At 63.4% G+C, this 16,515-nt stretch carries 13 protein-coding genes; 4 read left to right on the top strand and 9 right to left on the bottom strand.

All coding sequences use genetic code 11. The features are described from left to right. The first annotated feature begins 10 nt into the window (after positions 1-10). Both NW862_RS03580 and NW862_RS03575 read left to right on the top strand, forming a co-directional pair. Entirely contained in the window at positions 11-1,204 is a 1,194-nt protein-coding gene (locus tag NW862_RS03580; protein ID WP_414332368.1) for an amino acid ABC transporter permease, read from the top strand. Between the two features lie 3 nt (positions 1,205-1,207). Further along, positions 1,208-2,395 carry an amino acid ABC transporter permease gene (locus tag NW862_RS03575; protein WP_414348523.1) on the top strand — a complete coding sequence of 396 codons (1,188 nt, stop codon included), beginning with the start codon at positions 1,208-1,210 and terminating at the stop codon, positions 2,393-2,395. Positions 2,396-2,566: 171 nt separating this feature from the next. Here NW862_RS03575 and NW862_RS03570 read toward each other — a convergent pair whose 3' ends face one another. Both NW862_RS03570 and NW862_RS03565 read right to left on the bottom strand, forming a co-directional pair. Further along, the gene (locus NW862_RS03570; protein WP_414332364.1) at positions 2,567-4,357 is read right to left on the bottom strand and encodes a peptidase M3; all 1,791 of its coding nucleotides are present in this window, start codon (positions 4,355-4,357) and stop codon (positions 2,567-2,569) included. Positions 4,358-4,390: 33 nt separating this feature from the next. Further along, entirely contained in the window at positions 4,391-4,765 is a 375-nt protein-coding gene (locus NW862_RS03565) for a sensor histidine kinase (protein WP_414332362.1), read from the bottom strand. Between the two features lie 615 nt (positions 4,766-5,380). Between NW862_RS03565 and NW862_RS03560 the strand changes: the two genes are divergently transcribed. Beyond that, a complete protein-coding gene (locus NW862_RS03560) occupies positions 5,381-6,931 on the top strand; it encodes a YifB family Mg chelatase-like AAA ATPase (protein WP_414426940.1) in 1,551 nt (516 codons plus the stop codon). Between the two features lie 150 nt (positions 6,932-7,081). Here the strand turns inward: NW862_RS03560 and recF are convergent, their stop codons facing one another. The 4 genes from recF to rppA all read right to left on the bottom strand — a co-directional run bounded on the left by recF (position 7,082) and on the right by rppA (position 11,295). After that, the gene (gene recF / locus NW862_RS03555) at positions 7,082-8,248 is read right to left on the bottom strand and encodes a DNA replication/repair protein RecF (protein ID WP_414332360.1); all 1,167 of its coding nucleotides are present in this window, start codon (positions 8,246-8,248) and stop codon (positions 7,082-7,084) included. A gap of 128 nt (positions 8,249-8,376) precedes the next feature. Then, positions 8,377-9,069: a DNA-binding protein gene (locus tag NW862_RS03550; RefSeq protein WP_414332358.1), complete on the bottom strand. Its 693-nt coding sequence runs from the start codon at positions 9,067-9,069 to the stop codon at positions 8,377-8,379. 66 nt (positions 9,070-9,135) lie between these two features. Next, positions 9,136-10,584: a sensor histidine kinase gene (locus NW862_RS03545; RefSeq protein ID WP_414337283.1), complete on the bottom strand. Its 1,449-nt coding sequence runs from the start codon at positions 10,582-10,584 to the stop codon at positions 9,136-9,138. Between the two features lie 21 nt (positions 10,585-10,605). Then, positions 10,606-11,295 carry a two-component system response regulator RppA gene (gene rppA / locus NW862_RS03540; protein WP_414332354.1) on the bottom strand — a complete coding sequence of 230 codons (690 nt, stop codon included), beginning with the start codon at positions 11,293-11,295 and terminating at the stop codon, positions 10,606-10,608. Positions 11,296-11,373: 78 nt separating this feature from the next. Between rppA and NW862_RS03535 the strand changes: the two genes are divergently transcribed. Beyond that, a complete protein-coding gene (locus NW862_RS03535; RefSeq protein WP_414332352.1) occupies positions 11,374-11,784 on the top strand; it encodes a hypothetical protein in 411 nt (136 codons plus the stop codon). A 66-nt stretch (positions 11,785-11,850) separates the two neighbouring features. Here the strand turns inward: NW862_RS03535 and NW862_RS03530 are convergent, their stop codons facing one another. From NW862_RS03530 to NW862_RS03520, 3 genes are read right to left on the bottom strand one after another with little or no spacing between them, the layout of a single operon-like run. After that, entirely contained in the window at positions 11,851-12,717 is an 867-nt protein-coding gene (locus NW862_RS03530) for an ABC transporter substrate-binding protein (RefSeq protein WP_414332350.1), read from the bottom strand. An 18-nt stretch (positions 12,718-12,735) separates the two neighbouring features. Continuing rightward, the gene (locus NW862_RS03525) at positions 12,736-14,025 is read right to left on the bottom strand and encodes an energy transducer TonB (protein ID WP_414426927.1); all 1,290 of its coding nucleotides are present in this window, start codon (positions 14,023-14,025) and stop codon (positions 12,736-12,738) included. A gap of 40 nt (positions 14,026-14,065) precedes the next feature. Then, positions 14,066-16,486: a TonB-dependent hemoglobin/transferrin/lactoferrin family receptor gene (locus NW862_RS03520; protein ID WP_414426926.1), complete on the bottom strand. Its 2,421-nt coding sequence runs from the start codon at positions 16,484-16,486 to the stop codon at positions 14,066-14,068. Positions 16,487-16,515: the final 29 nt, after the last annotated feature.

Genomic DNA, 16,515 nt, shown 5'->3' with positions numbered 1-16,515 from the left:
GCCCTCTATCTTGGACTTTCGCTCGCGCCTCATGACCGCTCTATCTGACCAGCCCCACCTGCGCCCCCCTTGGTGGCGGGATGAGCGCATCCTGAAGATCCTGCTGCAGGCGGCCTTTGTCGTGGCTGTGTTGCTGGTGTTTGGGATCCTCACCCAGAATCTCCTCGCCAGCTTGCGCCGCCTGGGCATCAGCTTGGGGTTTCGCTTTTTGGGCAACTCCGCCAACTTCGGCATCACCGAGGGGCTGATCCCCTACGACCCTTCCGAGAGCTACCTGAAGGCCCTGCTGGTGGGAGCCCTGAACACCCTCTGGCTGTCCGCCGTCAGCATTGTCTTGGCGACGGCGATGGGCTTTGTTTTGGGGATGGCCCGCCTCTCCAGCAACTGGCTGGCCCGCCAGTTGGCCGCAGTGGTCACCGAGATCTTTCGCAACGTGCCGGTGCTGTTGATCGTGATCTTCTGGTACCAGGGGGTGATCCTCACCCTGCCAGGGGTGCGCAACAGCCTCTCTCTCGGCGGGCTGGTGTTCATCAACCAACGGGGAGTCAAGCTGCCCGGCTTGGATCCCAGTGGCTGGCTGGTTCCCACGCTGGCCATCTTGATCGGGGCCGGGTGGGGGATCCACAGGTTGCTGCTGGCCCGCCGGCCCGAGCTGGGATCCCGGCAGCGAAACCTGTGGGTGGCCGGGGGGGTGGCGCTGCTGGCGGTGGCCTGCTGGGTGCTCTTCCCCGAACCACCGCTGCGGCTGGATGTGCCGGTGCTGGAGCGCTTTAACTTCCGGGGTGGGATCCAGCTTTCGGCAGAGTTTACCGCCATGATGCTGGGCCTGGTCACCTACACCGGCTGCTACATCGCCGAAGTGGTGCGGGGATCCTTTTTGGCGGTGCCGCGGGGGCAGTGGGAGGCGGCCCGAGCCATCGGCCTGTCAGAGCTGGAAACCTTTCGCCTGGTGATCGTGCCGCAGGCGCTGCGGATCATGATCCCTTCCTTGAACACTCAGTATCTTACCCTGATCAAGAACTCCAGCTTGGCCATCGCCGTCGGTTTTTCTGACCTGTTCAACATCAGCAGCACCATCATCAACCAGTCGGGACGCTCGGTGGAGATGTTCGCCATCCTCATGGCTGCCTATTTGGGAATCAATCTGCTGGTTTCCTACGGCATGAACTGGCTCAATGCCCGCGTCAAGTTGGTGGAGCGCTAGCCCATGTCCAGCACTCTCTCGCCTGGCGAACCCCCCGCGGACCAACCCAGTCCTCTGGGGTGGATACGCCGCAACCTGTTCGACTCCTGGCTAAGCACCCTGCTCACCTTGGCCTCCGCCTGGGTGTTGGCTTGGGCCCTTTCCCTGTTCTGGAACTGGGCTTTTACCCAAGCCCGCTGGGAGGTGATCCCGGCCAACCTCAAGATCTTGACCACCGGCACCTACCCCAGCGACCAACTGTGGCGGGTGTGGGCTGTGTTGGGGGTTGTGCTGGCCACCTTAGGGGTAGCCGGAGGAGCTTGGGGCGGTGTGCTGCTGCACTACCTCATCCTCTTGGGAGCCGCCATGGGCTTGGCTGCTTTCCTGCCTTTGGGAACCCAATCGCAGGGGTGGCTGGCCGCTTGCTCTGGAGTGACCTTTGCCGCTGTTGCCCTCAGCCGCGGTCGAGAAGCCTGGCGGCTGCCCTCCATCTGGGTTTGGGCCTTGATCTTGCCCCTCTGCCTGGAGCTGCTGCTGGGCGAGCTGGGCCCCAACTGGCCGGCGGTGCGCTCTGAGCAACTGTCGGGACTGCTGCTGACCCTGATCTTGGCAGCAGCCGCCATGATCATTGGTTTCCCCATTGGAGTGCTGCTGGCGCTGGGTCGGGCCAATCGGGCGCTGCCGGTAATCCGAATCTTCTGCACACTGGTGATCGAGCTGGTGCGGGGGTTACCTCTGACCACCATTCTGTTTGCCGCCTGGCTGTTGGTGCCCTTCTTTTTGGGGGGCATCAGCGTCAACTTGATCATCCGGGCGGAGGTGGCCTTTATCTTGTTCACAGCCGTGTATGTGGCCGAGGATGTGCGGGGCGGCCTGCAGTCGATCCCCCTGGGACAGCTAGAAGCAGCACGGGCGCTGGGCTTGAACCCGTTTCAAGTGACGGCTTTGGTGATTTTGCCCCAGGCGTTGCGGGCAGCCGTTCCAGCTCTGGTGAACGAGTTCCTCACCCTTTTTAAAGACACTTCCCTGGTGTTCATCATCGGCCTGATCGACCTGCTGCAGGCAGGTCGGGTCGTGTTCACCAACCCCAATTGGCTGGGCACTCAGCGGGAGGTGCTGTTTGTGATCGGCGTGATCTACTTCATCTGCTGCTTTGCCATGGCCTACGCGGCCAAACAGGTGGAAAAGGCGCTGGGCTTGGGCAAGCGGTGAGCGTGGATGGCTTGGAGAATCTGTCAGCTAGAAGCCGCAGGAGCCCCGCACTGTACCCCCTCTTTCCCCCTGTATACGGGGGGGCCGGGGCTTGCTTGCTCTCTGTCCGCGACAGCGGGACGGAGTCCTTAAACCCCATCCGCCTACGCGGTGGGGTAGTTTATTCAGAACCTAGTGATCTGGATCCTCTTCCAGCAGCTTTTCGAGCGTTTCGATCCAATGCTCCAGTTCCTCCAGCGCCTGTAACACCCCCTCCGGATCGCTCAGATCCGCCTGTAGCCTTTGGGTGGTCTCTTCCAGAGTCAGGGATCCGGGCGGGCTGGCCAGCCAGTGGAGGTAGTGGGGCAGAAAGTTGCGCGGAGAACTACGATAGCGACGGTGGCAGGCCATGGCCACCAAGCTGGCAAGGCTGGCTTGATAGGCGCTGAAGGGGCGGAGAAACAGCTCCGGCATCCCCACCCAGCGGAACTGGTGTTCCGGCAACAATTCCACCGCATCTCCGCACAGCTCTTGACACAGTTTCAGCCACTCCTCGCTCACCCAGAGGGGAAAGGTTGCACCGTTTTCCGGGATCCCCGACCGATACAGGAGCAGCTCCAGCCGACCGATCAAGCTCTGGTAAAACACCGCCTGCAACTGCGCCTCCAGATGGCCTATCAACACGGCCTGGGCCAACTTCAGGCTGCCGGCACGCTGCCCCTCTGGATCGTAAGGAGCAGAGCGAGGGGATCCCATTGCCGAGGCGACCAGGTGATCCAGGAATATCTGCTGCAAAAGGGCGGTGTGAACCTGCACGCCCCACATTTGCGCCGACGGTGCGTAGCCCCTCCCCTGCATCTCCTCCAGATCCAGCCAAACTTGGGGATCCTCAGGCCGGAGCCGCCGGCTGATGGCCGCAAGGGTCTGCAACAGGAATCCCGTTTCTCCCGGTCTGGGCGAGGACTCGGGCTGGTCTGCTTCAGAGCCGACTTCGAGTAGCCAGGGTTTGGCCTGGGCCGCACACTCGGGGCAAAAGTCCTGCAAAGCAGCCCAGACCAGAGAGGTGGCCTCGGCAGCAGTCAAGAGGGGGACGGGATCCTCCCAGGGGGCATGCAAATCGCAGATGCGGATGGAACGCCCCATTGTTCGGCTTTTGAGCCGGTAGTAGCGCTGGAACAGGTCAAACCGATCGCGGATCCCTTCCAGTAGGTTCTCCAAAAAGGTTTGAGTCAGGCCGTGGCGAGCCAGGTACAGCTCGGCAACACAGTCATAGCCCCGCCATTGGGCCTCCCACAGGTGGTCGCGGATCAGGGTGCTGAGGATAAATCCCCCCAGCTCCGCATGGGCCTCTAGGTACTGACCCAGTCGCTGATAGGCATCCCAACGGATTTCGGCGCTGCTGTGGGTCTCTAAGCTCTGGAGCCGAACGAGGGTGTGATCTGGGAGCGCCGTAGGCGGGTTCAGGGTCACCTGCCACAACTGCCGCCAAGCCAACCGTCCTGTCAGGTACTGTTGGTGGAGCAGGCGCTCCAGAGGCTCGGGCTGTTGGTGGCCCTGCTGATGGCGGAGGCGACACAAGAATTGGCGAAAGGGCTGCAGCTCGGGCTCGCCTGGGCGTTGACCCTCTGGGTTGTGGGGAGCACCTTCCGCCGGGCCAGTGGCAGGAACGGCAGGTAGAGATTGCAGCTCCAGAGGGAAAAACAACAGCTGGTTTTGGAAAAAGATGACCTGCTCCAGCCTCTGCCAAGCTGCCTCTGCCGCGCCAGCCGTGGTTTTGGCCTCAGACAGGATCCCTTGCATCCTTTGCGTCAGCTTGGCCAACTCCTGAAGTGCCGCCGCCAGCTCTGGCGGGCTGAGTTGCGCCACCTGCCCCCGGTAGCGCCGGGCAAACCGCTGCACCTGTTCCCCAAGATCGTCAAGATTGTCGAACTCAGGGGAGCCCGAAGAAAGACCCAAGGAAGGTTCAGAAGCAGGAAAGACCACCGGGATCAGCCTCCTAGAGATAAGGGTTCTCCCTCAGTTGGCCCAGAAGGGCGCGCCTGCTTTTTGCTCCCACCAAGGCGCGAATGGTAAGGTAGTACCCGGCTGATCCGGTGTAGACACAAAGTCCATGCTGCCGCCAGATCGCTCCACAATCGCTTTGCTGATGCCCAGACCCAAGCCCGTCTCCCCCTTCTGCCGCGTATCGGAAGCATCAGCTTGGGCGAACTTTTGGAAAATGCAGGTCCGAAACGCCTCCGGGATCCCCGGCCCGCGATCCTGCACACAGGCCCGGATTCCTTCTGGAACCAGCTCGGCCCAGATGCGGACGGTTTCTCCCAACAGGGAAAATTTAGCGGCATTGGAGAGCAAATTGTTCATCACCTGCATCAGCTTACCCGACTCAAACACGTAAACGCGGCTGGCTCCACAGGCTGTATAGCTCTACCAATAGATCTGCTGGTAATAGATCTGCTGGCGGCTGGGGGTTTCCAGAGAAGGCGCTGTTGGTTCTCAACTGGGGTGACCAAATAGCGCTGCTGGGCAGAGAGGAGAGTTGAGGATCCAACCTTATCGCCGTCGCTGTTCGGCGAGGGGGGCTGTGGAGCACAGGGCGGGCGCTTCCGATCAACAGAGAGGACTCCGTCCCGCTGACGCGAACTGCTTGACCAGCCCAAGCGCCTTTCCACCAGAGGGGTCGGTAGCTTCCCTAACTCGGCAGGCGTGTAGCCCAGGCAGGCTTCCCAGTCACCCCCCAACGCCCCCAATCGCCCATCGGAGCTCAGCATATAAAACAGTTCTGGATCAGGAAGGGATCCCATTGCAGGAGAGGAATCCACACGCAATCTCACGCAGCCCGATGACGAGGACGAGATGGGGGAGCGGCTCGATGGGCGTTCTCAACGTTGATTGTGACGTTCTCCTTTCGGGAATGCAGCTGGGGGAAAGCGCTGGATTGGGCGGGCGGGGGGCGTGCCGCCAAAACTTCTGCCAGGATGAGTTGAGATGCTCGTGGAGGCGATCTTCTTGTTTGCCCAAGTGACCTCCGCTGCTCTGCTGGGACTCAAGGCCGTGCGGGTTACGGTGGAGGTGGACGTTGGCGGTGGGCTGCCCCAGATCACCCTGGTGGGGCTGCCCGACACGGCCGTTCAAGAGGCCAAAGAGCGGGTGCGGGCGGCCATCAAGAACTCCGGCTTTGCCCTGCCGCAGCGGCGGATCATTGTTAACTTGGCCCCCGCCGATCTGCGCAAAGAAGGCCCCAGCTTCGATCTGCCCATCGCCATCGGCATTCTGGCAGCCGCAGGAGTGGTTGAGGGAGAAGCGCTGGCCAACACCCTGATGCTGGGGGAATTGGCCCTGGATGGCACCCTGCGTCCCGTGGCAGGAGTTTTGCCCATCGCCGCCAGCGCCGCCGAGATGGGGATCCGCCGCCTGGTGGTGCCCCGGGAAAACGGCCCGGAAGGAGCGTTGGTGCAAGGGATCCAGGTGTATGGGCTGCCCTCTTTGGCGGCGGTGGTGAGCTGGCTGCAAAACCCGGAAGGGGTCGAGCCGGTGCGGATCCAGCCGGAGCAGATGCTGCCAACTGAGGCGGAACCCCTGCTGGATTTGGCCGACGTGAAGGGACAAGAACACGCCCGACGGGCCTTGGAGATCGCGGCGGCCGGCGGGCACAACCTGTTGCTGGTGGGCAGTCCGGGAGCGGGCAAAACCATGCTGGCGCGGCGTCTGCCCGGCATTTTACCCCGGCTGCAGTGGGAAGAAATGTTAGAAATTACCCGCATCTACTCGGCAGCCGGCCTGTTGCGGCAAAATCTCCACCTGGGCGGACAGACCGCCCTGATCGCCCAGCGGCCCTTTCGGGCTCCCCACCATTCGGCTTCTTCCGTGGCGCTGGTGGGTGGTGGCCCCTACCCCAAACCCGGTGAGATCTCGCTGGCCCACCGCGGCATTCTGTACTTGGACGAGCTGACCGAGTTTCGCCGCGAGGTGCTGGAGGTGCTGCGCCAGCCTTTGGAAGATGGCAAAGTCACCATCTCCCGCGCCCGCGTTTCTTTAGAGTTTCCCGCCCAAACCACCCTGGTGGCCTCCACCAACCCCTGCCCCTGCGGCTTCTACGGGGATCCCGTCCAGCCCTGCACCTGTACGCCGCAGCAGCGGGAGCGCTACTGGTCCAAGCTCTCCGGGCCGCTGTTGGATCGCATCGACTTGCAGGTGCGGGTCAACCGCCTCAAGCCGGAAGAAATTGTCCGCGCGCAGGGTGGCGAATCCTCCCAAGCGGTGCGGCAGCGGGTGGAACGGGCGCGGCAACGCCAACGGCAGCGCTTCCAGGACGAACCCGGGATCCACTGCAACGCCCAGATGCAATCTCGCCATCTGCGGCAGTGGTGTACCCTCTCGGATCCCTGTCGCAAACTCTTGGAGAGCGCCATCCAAAAGTTGGGCCTCTCTGCGCGGGGGAGCGACCGCATTCTCAAGGTGGCCCGCACCATCGCCGACCTGGAGGGCGCCGAGGCCATCGCCCCCACCCACCTCGCCGAGGCGATTCAGTATCGCAGCCTGGATCGCGGGCGGCTCTGAGCCCAAGCGCTCCGCGCCGCTCACACGACCACCCTCGGCCCCTCTCCCAGAGGCACCCTCACCCCCGGCCCCTCTCCCAGAGGGAGTCAGCCCTCACCCCCGGCCCCTCTCCCAGAGGGAGAGGGGAGTATGCTGGGGGATTGGCTTGCTTTAAGCCAAGGGGAGTGAGGCGGGGGAGGGAGAGATCTGCCCCTGGTGCACGTGAAGGATTTGCGCTCCCTTAAGCCAAGCGGTGTCAAAGGATCCTAGGTGGGTGGTGGTAACCAAAGTTTGCACCCGCTCTTGAATGGCCCCTAAGAGCTGGTTTTGGCGGTGCAGATCCAGCTCCGCCAGCACGTCGTCCAACAGCAGCAAGGGCGGATCCCCCTTCACCTGCTCAATCAGCTCCAGCTCCGCCAGTTTGAGGGCCAAGACCAAGGTGCGCTGCTGCCCCTGGGATCCGTAGGCACGAGCCAGCCGTCCGTCGAGGCTCAGCTCCACCTCGTCCCGGTGGGGGCCGACCAGGGAAGTGCCCAAAGCCTGTTCGGCAGCAGCCTTGGCGCGGATCTCTGCCAAGAATTGGGCCTGAACCGCCGCGGGATCGGCCTGGGGATCCGGCAGGGGCACCTGGGGGCGATAGGTGAGGCTGAGGGTCTCCCGTCCGCCGCTGATGGTTTGGTGCCAGCGGGCGGCCAGGGGTTCTAGCCGCTGCAACAGCCGGGCGCGACGGCGCACGATACGACTGCCGCTGGTGGCCAGTTGTGCGTCCCAGAAGGCCATCTGAGAAGCTTTGTTGCTGGCGGCTCCTTGCGTCGGCGGGATGGAATCCTTGGGATCCTGCTTCAAGAGGGCATTGCGCTGCTTGAGGATCTGGCGATACTGCTCCACCAAGTCGGCATAAACAGGCTCCAGTTGGATTAACACCCCGTCTAGCCAATGGCGCCGCGCCTCTGGCCCCCCTCGCACCAGCTCCAGATCCAGGCTGGAGAACACCACGGCACTCACCTGCCCCAAAAAGTCAGATTGTCGCCGTAGCACCTGGCCGTTAACCCTCAGGGATCGCCCCCCCTGGCTGCGCAGCTCCATTGCCAGCTCGTGGGCCACCCCCAGCCGTTCCACGGTGGCGGCAATCCGCGCCTTCTCTTCCCCCTGCTGCACCAGCTCCCGATCCCGGCTGGCCCGCCGCGAGCGCAAGGTGGCCAAGAGCTCCACTGCCTCCAAAAGGTTGGTCTTGCCCTGGGCGTTCTCCCCCACCAGGATGGTCTTGGGCGCCTCGAAGGGGATCCCCTGATCCCGGTAGTTGCGGAAGTGCCACAGGTGCAGAAAACGCAGGTACACTCGACGAGGGTGGGCTATTGACTCTGGATTTCTGGGAACAAGAACGGCCCCCGCGGCGGGGGCCTTTACTCTAACGCAACTGCTGCAGGGTTAGGAGAAGAGAGCGGGCTGCCTCAACCAGGGGGCGCTTAGAGGCTGCCCAGGGATCCCAAACCGCTCAGGCGCTCTGCCGCCAACAGATGCAACGCAGCGCGGGCCGAGTGGTGGGCAGCCTTGCTGCGGCTGTAGTCGGCGAAGGTGTAGCTGCCCGGATCGGTATTGACCCTGCTCAACAACTGCTGGGCTTGCTGCTGCAGCTCGGCCACAGGGCCGGCGGTGATGTTGGCGAAGGCCATCTCCGCCTGCAGCCGGCTGAGGGACTCTTGGGCGCGCAAGGGGGCCTCAAAGAAGGAACGGCCAGGACGGATCCCAAAGCCCAACTCCGCTTCGTAGAGCGCCTTGGCGGCTTTGGCCAAGTTTTCCGCCGCTTTGGCCTGCTCGCGGACGGCGAAGACATTCCCCCTTTGCAGAGCGTTCTGGGCCTCGGCCAAGCTCTGGCGGCTCAGCTCCAGGAGACGGGCGGCTTCCGGAGAGGATCCCCGCTGGGCGAAGAAGCTGGCTTCCGCCAGGTGCCGCTGGGCTTTGGCCAGGTCGTGGCTGGCCCGCTCCAGCTCCCGCGGGCTCTGCCAACTCGGCTGCATTGGCACGGGGGCTGCGGTTCCAAGAGCCGGGCGGCGGCCCCGCTGGGCTTGCGCCGGGGATCCCAGCACCAGGGGAGTGAGGAGCAGCAAAATCGGCAGGGAACAGCCGAGGGCACCGGTGAAGGAAGCACGAATCGTCATGGTTACAAACTCCAATCGACAGGACAAGCCGGTTTGGGGTTGGCTCAGTGGGCTTTCCCTTGCGGCCTATCCTGAGGATGGCGAAAGAAAATGACGTGAAGATGACAAGGGCAGCTCCACTGTAAACACCGACCCCTCTCCCACTTGGCTGGCCACCCGCAGGGATCCCCGATGGGCGGTGACGATCTGGTGGGCCAAGGCCAGGCCCAGCCCAAATCCCCCTGTATGGCGGGCGCGGGCCGTGTCCACCCGGTAAAACCGCTCGAACAGGTGGGGCAAGTGCTCAGGCGGGATGCCGAGGCCCGTGTCCCTCACGTGGATGCAAACGCAATGGTGCCGGCTTTCCAGGCTCAGTTGCACCGTGCCGCCGGCGGGGGTGTACTGCAGGGCATTGCGCAGCAGGTTTTCAACCGCCTGCCGCAGCAGAGCCGCTTCCCCGCGCACCCGCCATTTCCCAGCAGGCCCCGGCAGGTCGCATTGCCAGCGAAGCCCCAGGGACTCCGCTTGGGGCCGGTATTGTTCGCCCAGCTCCTGCACCAGCTCCCGCAAATCCACCAGGGGCAGATCCTCCCAAGGCAGGGATCCCTGCTGGCGGGCCAACTGCAGCAACGTATCGATTAACCCACTGAGGCGGCGGGCGCTGCTCACCACTTTTTCCAAACGGGGTTGTGCTTCTTCCGGGGCAAGCAGAGCCATCTGGGCATTGCTCATCAGGGCGGCCAGGGGGGCGCGCAACTCGTGGGCAGCATCGGCGGTAAAGCGCTGCAACTGCTCGTAGGAGCGGCGAATCGGCTGCATGGCCAGCCCCCCCAAGATCCAGCCGGCCCCGCCGATCAACCCCAGCGTCAGCGGGATCCCGATCCCCAGCCCCCAGCGCAGCCGGCCCAAGCTCAGTTGCAGCGGCTCCAGGGGCACCGCCAGTTGCAAGTAGCCCAGGATCTGCTCCTCCTGTTGCACCGGCAGGGTGAGCTGGCGCAGCAGCCTGCCCCCTTCCTCCGCCACCGTCTCAAACCCCAAGGACAGGTGGTGGGGAGAGCCAGCCAACAGCTCCAGCGGAGGGGGGGATCCCGTGTATTGGCGCAGGGATCCCAGCGGCTCTGCCCCACCGGGCTCGGCGGCATCGAACCAGCGCACGTAGGCCAGGTGATGCTCGAGGGGCTGGGTTTTGCTCCCCAAGAAAGGCACTTCGTTCAAGACCAGCCGCCACTGCCCCTGGCGCAGCTCGTACTTGATGGCGGCTGCCATAATCCGGGCTTGACCCTGCAGCTCCTCGTCAAAAGCCTGCAACCGGTTCTCCACTTCCAAGCGGTAAAAGAGGGCGGCAAACACCACCAGGATCCCGCCCATCACCCCGGCAAAGCTGCGGGCCAAGCGACGGCGGCTGTGCTGAAACAGCCCTGCCTCTTCTGTCGCGGCCTTCCGGCTCAGGTGCTGCTGAAGAGTTGGCCTCAGAGAAGCCCAGTCCCAGCCCAGCCGCGGGAGAGAATGCTTTGGCCCGGCTCTTTTGGCCTCCATGCCACCCCTAAGGAACTGCTTCTATGGGTCTGCTGCCGGGGAGGGGATGCGCAGCCGGTACCCCTGGCCATACACCGACTCCAGCCAATCCTGGGCCTCCACCTCCTTTAACCGTAACCGCAACCGCCGCACCAGCGCCGCCACGGCATTGCTTTCCGGCTCACAGCCCCACTCCCACACCGCCTGTTCGATCTGGCCGCGACTGAGCACCTGGTTGGGATGGCGCATCAGGTATTCCATCAACTGAAACTCTTTGCCCGAAAGCTGCACTTGCCGCCCCTGCCGCTCCAGGATGAGGCTGGCCAGATGCAACTGCAAGGATCCGAGGCTGAGGCTGTCGCCTTGCCATTGGGGGGAACGGCGCCCCAACGCCCGCACCCGCGCCAGCAGCTCTAGGAGATCCACCGGCTTGACCAGGTAGTCGTCTGCCCCCGCATCCAACCCCTGCACGATGTCCGATGTGGCATCCTTGGCGGTTAACATCAGCACCGGTGCGCATCCCCCCAAGCGGCGGTACTGTCGACAGAGTTGGATCCCACTGGATCCTGGCAGCATCCAATCCAAGATGAGGAGATCGTAGGCTTTCTCCTCCATCAGCCAAGCGGCCGTCTCCCCTTCGCTGGCGCAGTCCACCACATGGCCGCACTTGGCCAAAGCAGCCTGCAAAGGCTCCAACTGCTCCGGGTCGTCTTCCACCAACAAAATGCGCATGTCCCGCTTGCTACCCACCGATCCCACTCTGCCAGGCTAGGATGGCGGAGAAAAGCTGTTTCCCGGATCCCTCAAGGCATGGCGAACCTCTTCAAGCTTCTTCAGTCGCGTAAGCGGCGCGGAGCGCTCTGGCCCAGCTTGGGGGCCGACTTCTGGCTGGTCTTGCCCCTGGCCGGGATCCTGTTTGGGGTGGGTGGAGAATGGGTGACCGGCCAAGTGCTGAGCCGTCCCCGCCCGCAGGCGCAGCCTTTGGCCATTCGCAGCCAGCAGCAAGCCATCCTAACCCTGGATATTCTCTCCATCCAAGCGGAGATCCGCCGCTCCCGTGGCTACACTAAGGTGGAGGTGACGACCACCAATCCCCATTTGCGCAAGCTGGAATTTGAATTTCCGGAGCTGGATCCGAATCGGGTGGCTGCCCAGATTGCCCAAGAGCTGGGCCTCAGCTCCGATCAGGTGCAGCGCCTCACCCGCTACAGCTTGGACTAGAAAGGTATTTCAACAATAATTTTTTAATTTTTCAAGCAAAAAGGCCATCTCCCGCGTTCCCTTGGGTCAGCCCTCCAAAAAAACGCGGGCCAACTGCTCGCAGGCCGCTCTAATTTTCTCTAGGTTGCCGGGGTTGACCAAGCCGTAGTAGTCAAATCCATAGACCCTCTGGGTTTGAACGGCTTTCAACTGGTTCCAAAAGGGGCGGGCCCGGAAAAACGCCAAGGGATCCGCCGCCTCCGGGTTGACCACCAACAAAACCTCGGGGTTGGCTTCCAGGATGCGCTCTGCCGCAAGGGTGACATAGCCGCGAAATTGCCCTTGGCTTTGCAGGGCAGCCGTTAGGTTGTCGGCGCCAAAGCGCTCCAGCAGATCCCCGGCCCAGCTTTGCCGGTTGGGAGCAAGAATCGGCTGGGTGCCGACCAAAAGCAGGGTTTTGGGGCGAACCGGGGGCAGCTCCTGGGGCAAAAGCGATCCGTACTCCCGCAGCAAGGGATCCGGATCCACTCCCACAGCCGCAGCCAGAGTGGCGATGGTTGCTTCCAGGGCAGCCCAACTGTCCACCTGCGTGAGATAGGTGGGGATCCCCAATGCCTGCAATCGTTCTGCCAGAGCCGTGTGCAAGCCACTGGCCCCCACCACCCAGTCCGGTTGCAGGGCCACGATTGGCTCCAGGTTAGGTTGGTTGCCCAGCCCCAGCCGAGTTATGCCCTGAAAGCGGGGATCCGCCTCCAGCAAACGTCCGGCCGGGATCCCCACCAGTTTGTCCGGGGCCAGGCGATAGAGAATATCGGCGGTCAAGGAGGTGAGGCTGGCCACTCGCCGAACCGGAGCTGGCGGGATCTGGCTTTGGGCCTGGCGACCCATCCCCCAGACCCCCAGGCTGGCCAGGCCAAGGACAAAAAGTTGACGGCGAGAAAGAGAAGACGGCATGGACAATCTCCAAAACAGTCAATTGAGGGTAAATTGAATCGGCACCGTCACCCACGACTCAATCGGGGTGTTGTTTCTCAAGGCGGGGCTAAACTGCCACCTTTGCACCGCCTCTTGTGCGGCCCTGTCCAGGGCTGGGAAGCCGCTAGAAGAGACAATTTCCACCTGCTGCACCTGCCCTTGGGCATCCACCCTGGCCCGCAACAGCACTTGGCCTTGCTGGCCGAGGCGGCGGGCTTGGGGAGGGTACTGTGGCGGCGGGTTGCGACCCGGAATGGGGCGGGCCAGGATGTCCGGATTGGCAGCCACTGCTGCAGGCGAGGAGGTAGGAGTGGAAGCCTCCCCAGCCCCTTCTCCTGCTGTCGGCGCAGACCCCTGCGCCTGGGATCCACCGAGGCCAGCAACGACACCCCTCCCAGGAGCGCTGGATTCGGATCCCTTGCTCCCGGCAGTGCCCCCGCCACCCGAACGGATCCCTTGGATGAGGGGGGTGAAGCGGGGAATGGGAGCGCTCGTAGCAGCCCCAGAGGGCGGCCTGTTGGCCACAGGTGCGGCCGTGGGGGTAGCCACCGGAGTTGGAGGGGGCTGCTGCGGTGAGGGGGTGACCGTCGGTGTTGGGGAGGGCGGCGGAGGGGTTGGGGCGGCCATCGGCGTGGGTGTAGGGGTCGGCCCCAGCTTCGCCGTGGGAACAGGCGTGGGGGGCGGCGTTGGCAAGGTTGTCAGTGAAGAAGCTTGAATCTGCTGGGGTGCAGGATCGGGCGGGAGTGGGGCAGCCGCAGGGGGGGATTCCGAGGCCGGCTGGGTCGGCTCCTCCGCTGGGTCAGGCAGAGCTGATTCTGCAGCCGCCTCAAGCGGGGCCGGCGGGGGATCCTCCAGCCACAGCGTGACCGGGATCCGCACTTCGGGTTCTCTCAGAGGTCGGGATCCCCACCCCAGCAGCCCCAACAGATGCAAAAGCAGCGAGAGCAAAGTCTCCCAGCGCAGCGGGCGGAGCTCCCGACTTTGCCCAGGCAATTCAGGGAGATCCTCCAGCGAGGTGCAGGCAACCGAGAGAGCAAGGGAGCAATAGCCCGCCAGCAGGGCCGCCCTGAGCAGCTTCTCGCCCCAGCCAATCCAGCGCAGCCCCTCAGAGCTCTGGCCCCGCGCCACCCCCCACAGGCCCAGCTCCAGCCAGGCCAGACCCACCCCGTAGGCCATGCCTGCCTGCTGCCAATACCCCATCTGCAGGCGCCACAAAAGCCGAGGGTGGGAGCCCCTCTGCAAAGAAGCGGATCCCCGGTCGGTGCGAGTGGGGGGTTTGGCGAGCATGGCTCGGGGCTATCTCGATGGGCACGTCTGGCGGGGAGTCCTAGAAGCGGCTGGAGAAGCTGAGGGCCACATGGCGCCCCGGCTGGGCCCGCCGCTCCACTTCAGGGCCAACAAAGAGGGTGCGGGTTTCGGAGTAGAGAAAATACCGCTCGTCGAAGAGGTTGAACACCCCGAAATTGAGCTGCCAGTTGTCGTCTAGGTTGTAGTAGCCCAGCAGATCCACCACCGTATAGCCGCTGGGCACAAAGGGAATCTGCGGGGGAGCGTTGGGGTTGGGTCGCACCACCTCCCGCTGCGGATCCCGCGGATCCGCCACCAGCGTGGCCACCAACCTCGCCCCCCACACCTGGCTGGGATCGTCGTAGTGCAGCCCCAGCACCGCCGTCAGCGGCTCGATTGAAAGCAGGGGCTTGTTTTCTGTAAGATTGTCCCCCACCGCCCAGGCAAAGCTGCCGTTTAGGCTCCAACCGGTTAGGTCGGGGCTAAAGAAATATTGTCCTGTCGCCTCTACGCCGTAGATACGGGCGCGGCTGATGTTTTGGCTCTGGAACAGGATGACCGGCGGGGGCGGCGGGCTGCCGGGGGGGCCGGGGGGTGAGGGCTCGGATCCCACCTCCCGGAATGCCTCGATAAAGTCGTTGTAGGTGTTGTAGTAGGCCGCCAAGCTGAAGCTGGCCTGCGGGTAGATCCCTCGCAAACCCACTTCAAAGCCCTGGCTGGTTTCCGGGCGCAAGTTGGGGTTGGAGAGGGTGCGATAGCGGAAAACCGGGCTGACCAGGTTGGTAAAGCCGCTGTTGATCTCGTTGTATTGGGGAGCGCGAAAGCCGGTGTTGTACTGGGCCGTAAAGGTGAGGTTGGGGTTAATCCTCCACACTAGGCCCAGCTTGGGGGAGACGGCATCGGCAAAGAGGCTGGCCGCTTCTGACCCGCTTTTCAAGAAAGCTTCATCGGGGCTGGGGGTGAGGTTGTAGGTGTCGTAGCGGATGCCGGGGATCAGAGTCAAGTTGCCGCCGCCAAAGTCGATCTCATCCTGCACATACAGCCCAAAGCGCACGGTGTCCGAGTCGGGAAAATCTTTGGTGGGAAAGGTATCTGGGGGAATGTTTTGGGTTACTGCTCCAGTTTGCAGATTGGTCTGAAAACGGTTGCGAGGTCGCTCGTTGCGGGTGGTGGAGATCTCCATCCCATACACCAGGCGGTGGGAGAGATCCCCGGCTTGGAAGCGGCTTTGGGCCTGCAGGCTGGCTCCCAAAATGTTGCTGACCAGCTCGTTGAAGGTATCCCGCCGCACCGGTACGGGTCGGCCTTGCACCGTGAGGGTGCGCTCCTCTACACTGGGCTCGCGGGTGCGGGCGGGCTGGTAGTAGATCTGGACAGTGGCCAGCTCAAAAGCGGGATTCTCTGGGTTGGCGTAGCGATACTCCAAACTGAGGCGGCTGCGCTCGGTGTCGATGGTTTCCCTAAATAAGCTGACGGCGGGATCCAGGTTGCGCCGCGAGAACGTGGTGGTGGTGCGGCTGTTGAAGTACTCGCCGGTCAAGGTGAGGCTTTCCAAGGGGCTGAAGCGGTAAACCAGCTTGGCCAAAACGTTGTCCCCCTCCACCGTTTGCCGATCTTTGAAACTGGGATCCGCCTTGATATCCGGCTCCCTGGCGTCGCGGCGGGTGTAGATGAGCAGGGCTTCCAGGTTCCCCTGGCGGCCCGCCAAGCTGAGGGTGTTGACAAAGCCTTGGTTTTTGCTGTCGTACTGGCTGGAGAGGCCCACATGGCTGTCCCGTTCCCCCAGCAGATCCACTGGATCTAGAGTAGTGTAGGTTACCACGCCCCCCAGGGCATCGCTGCCGTAGAGGGTGGAAGCAGGGCCGCGGATGATCTCCACCGTCTTCAGGGTCTCCAGCTCAAAGGTGTCCCGCCCGATGTTGAAGGGGCCAAAGGAAAACTGCTCCGGCTGCCGGATCCCGTCCACTTGGATCAGCACCCGGTTGGCGTCAAGGCCGCGGATGTTGAAGTCTTGCAGTCCATAGCGGACATTTCGCCGCACGCTCACCCCCGGCTCGTAGCGCACCAGATCCTGGATGTTCTGGATGAGCTCCCGCCGCAGGCGCTCCCGGTCGATGACGGTGATGCTGGCCGGCGAGTCGGCCAGGGTGCGCTCAGTGCGGGTGCCGGTGACTGTAACCTGCTGCAGGTTGAAGACAGGGGTGCCCTGCTGCAACACCTGCAGATCCGCTTGCAGCCGCTCCACTTCCGCCTGATCCCCCCGCCGACGGGCAGCTTCGATCTGGGCTTCTAGCTCGCGAATCTGCTCTTGGATGGTGGTGGCCCCCCGAGGGGTGGCCTGGGCCAGCAAAGGAGTCTCAGGAATCCGAGCCGCGGGTTGCGCCTGGGCCAGGGATCCCCAACTCAGCCCCAGACACAGCCCCAAACTCACTGCCTTCCAGCCACAGCCGGTTACTCGCATAACTTCTCACTCTCCCAAAAACCACCAGA

The organism is Synechococcus sp. H55.8, assembly GCF_047462375.1.
GTDB lineage: Bacteria > Cyanobacteriota > Cyanobacteriia > Thermostichales > Thermostichaceae > Thermostichus.
This window is presented reverse-complemented; position numbering and strand designations above follow the sequence as displayed.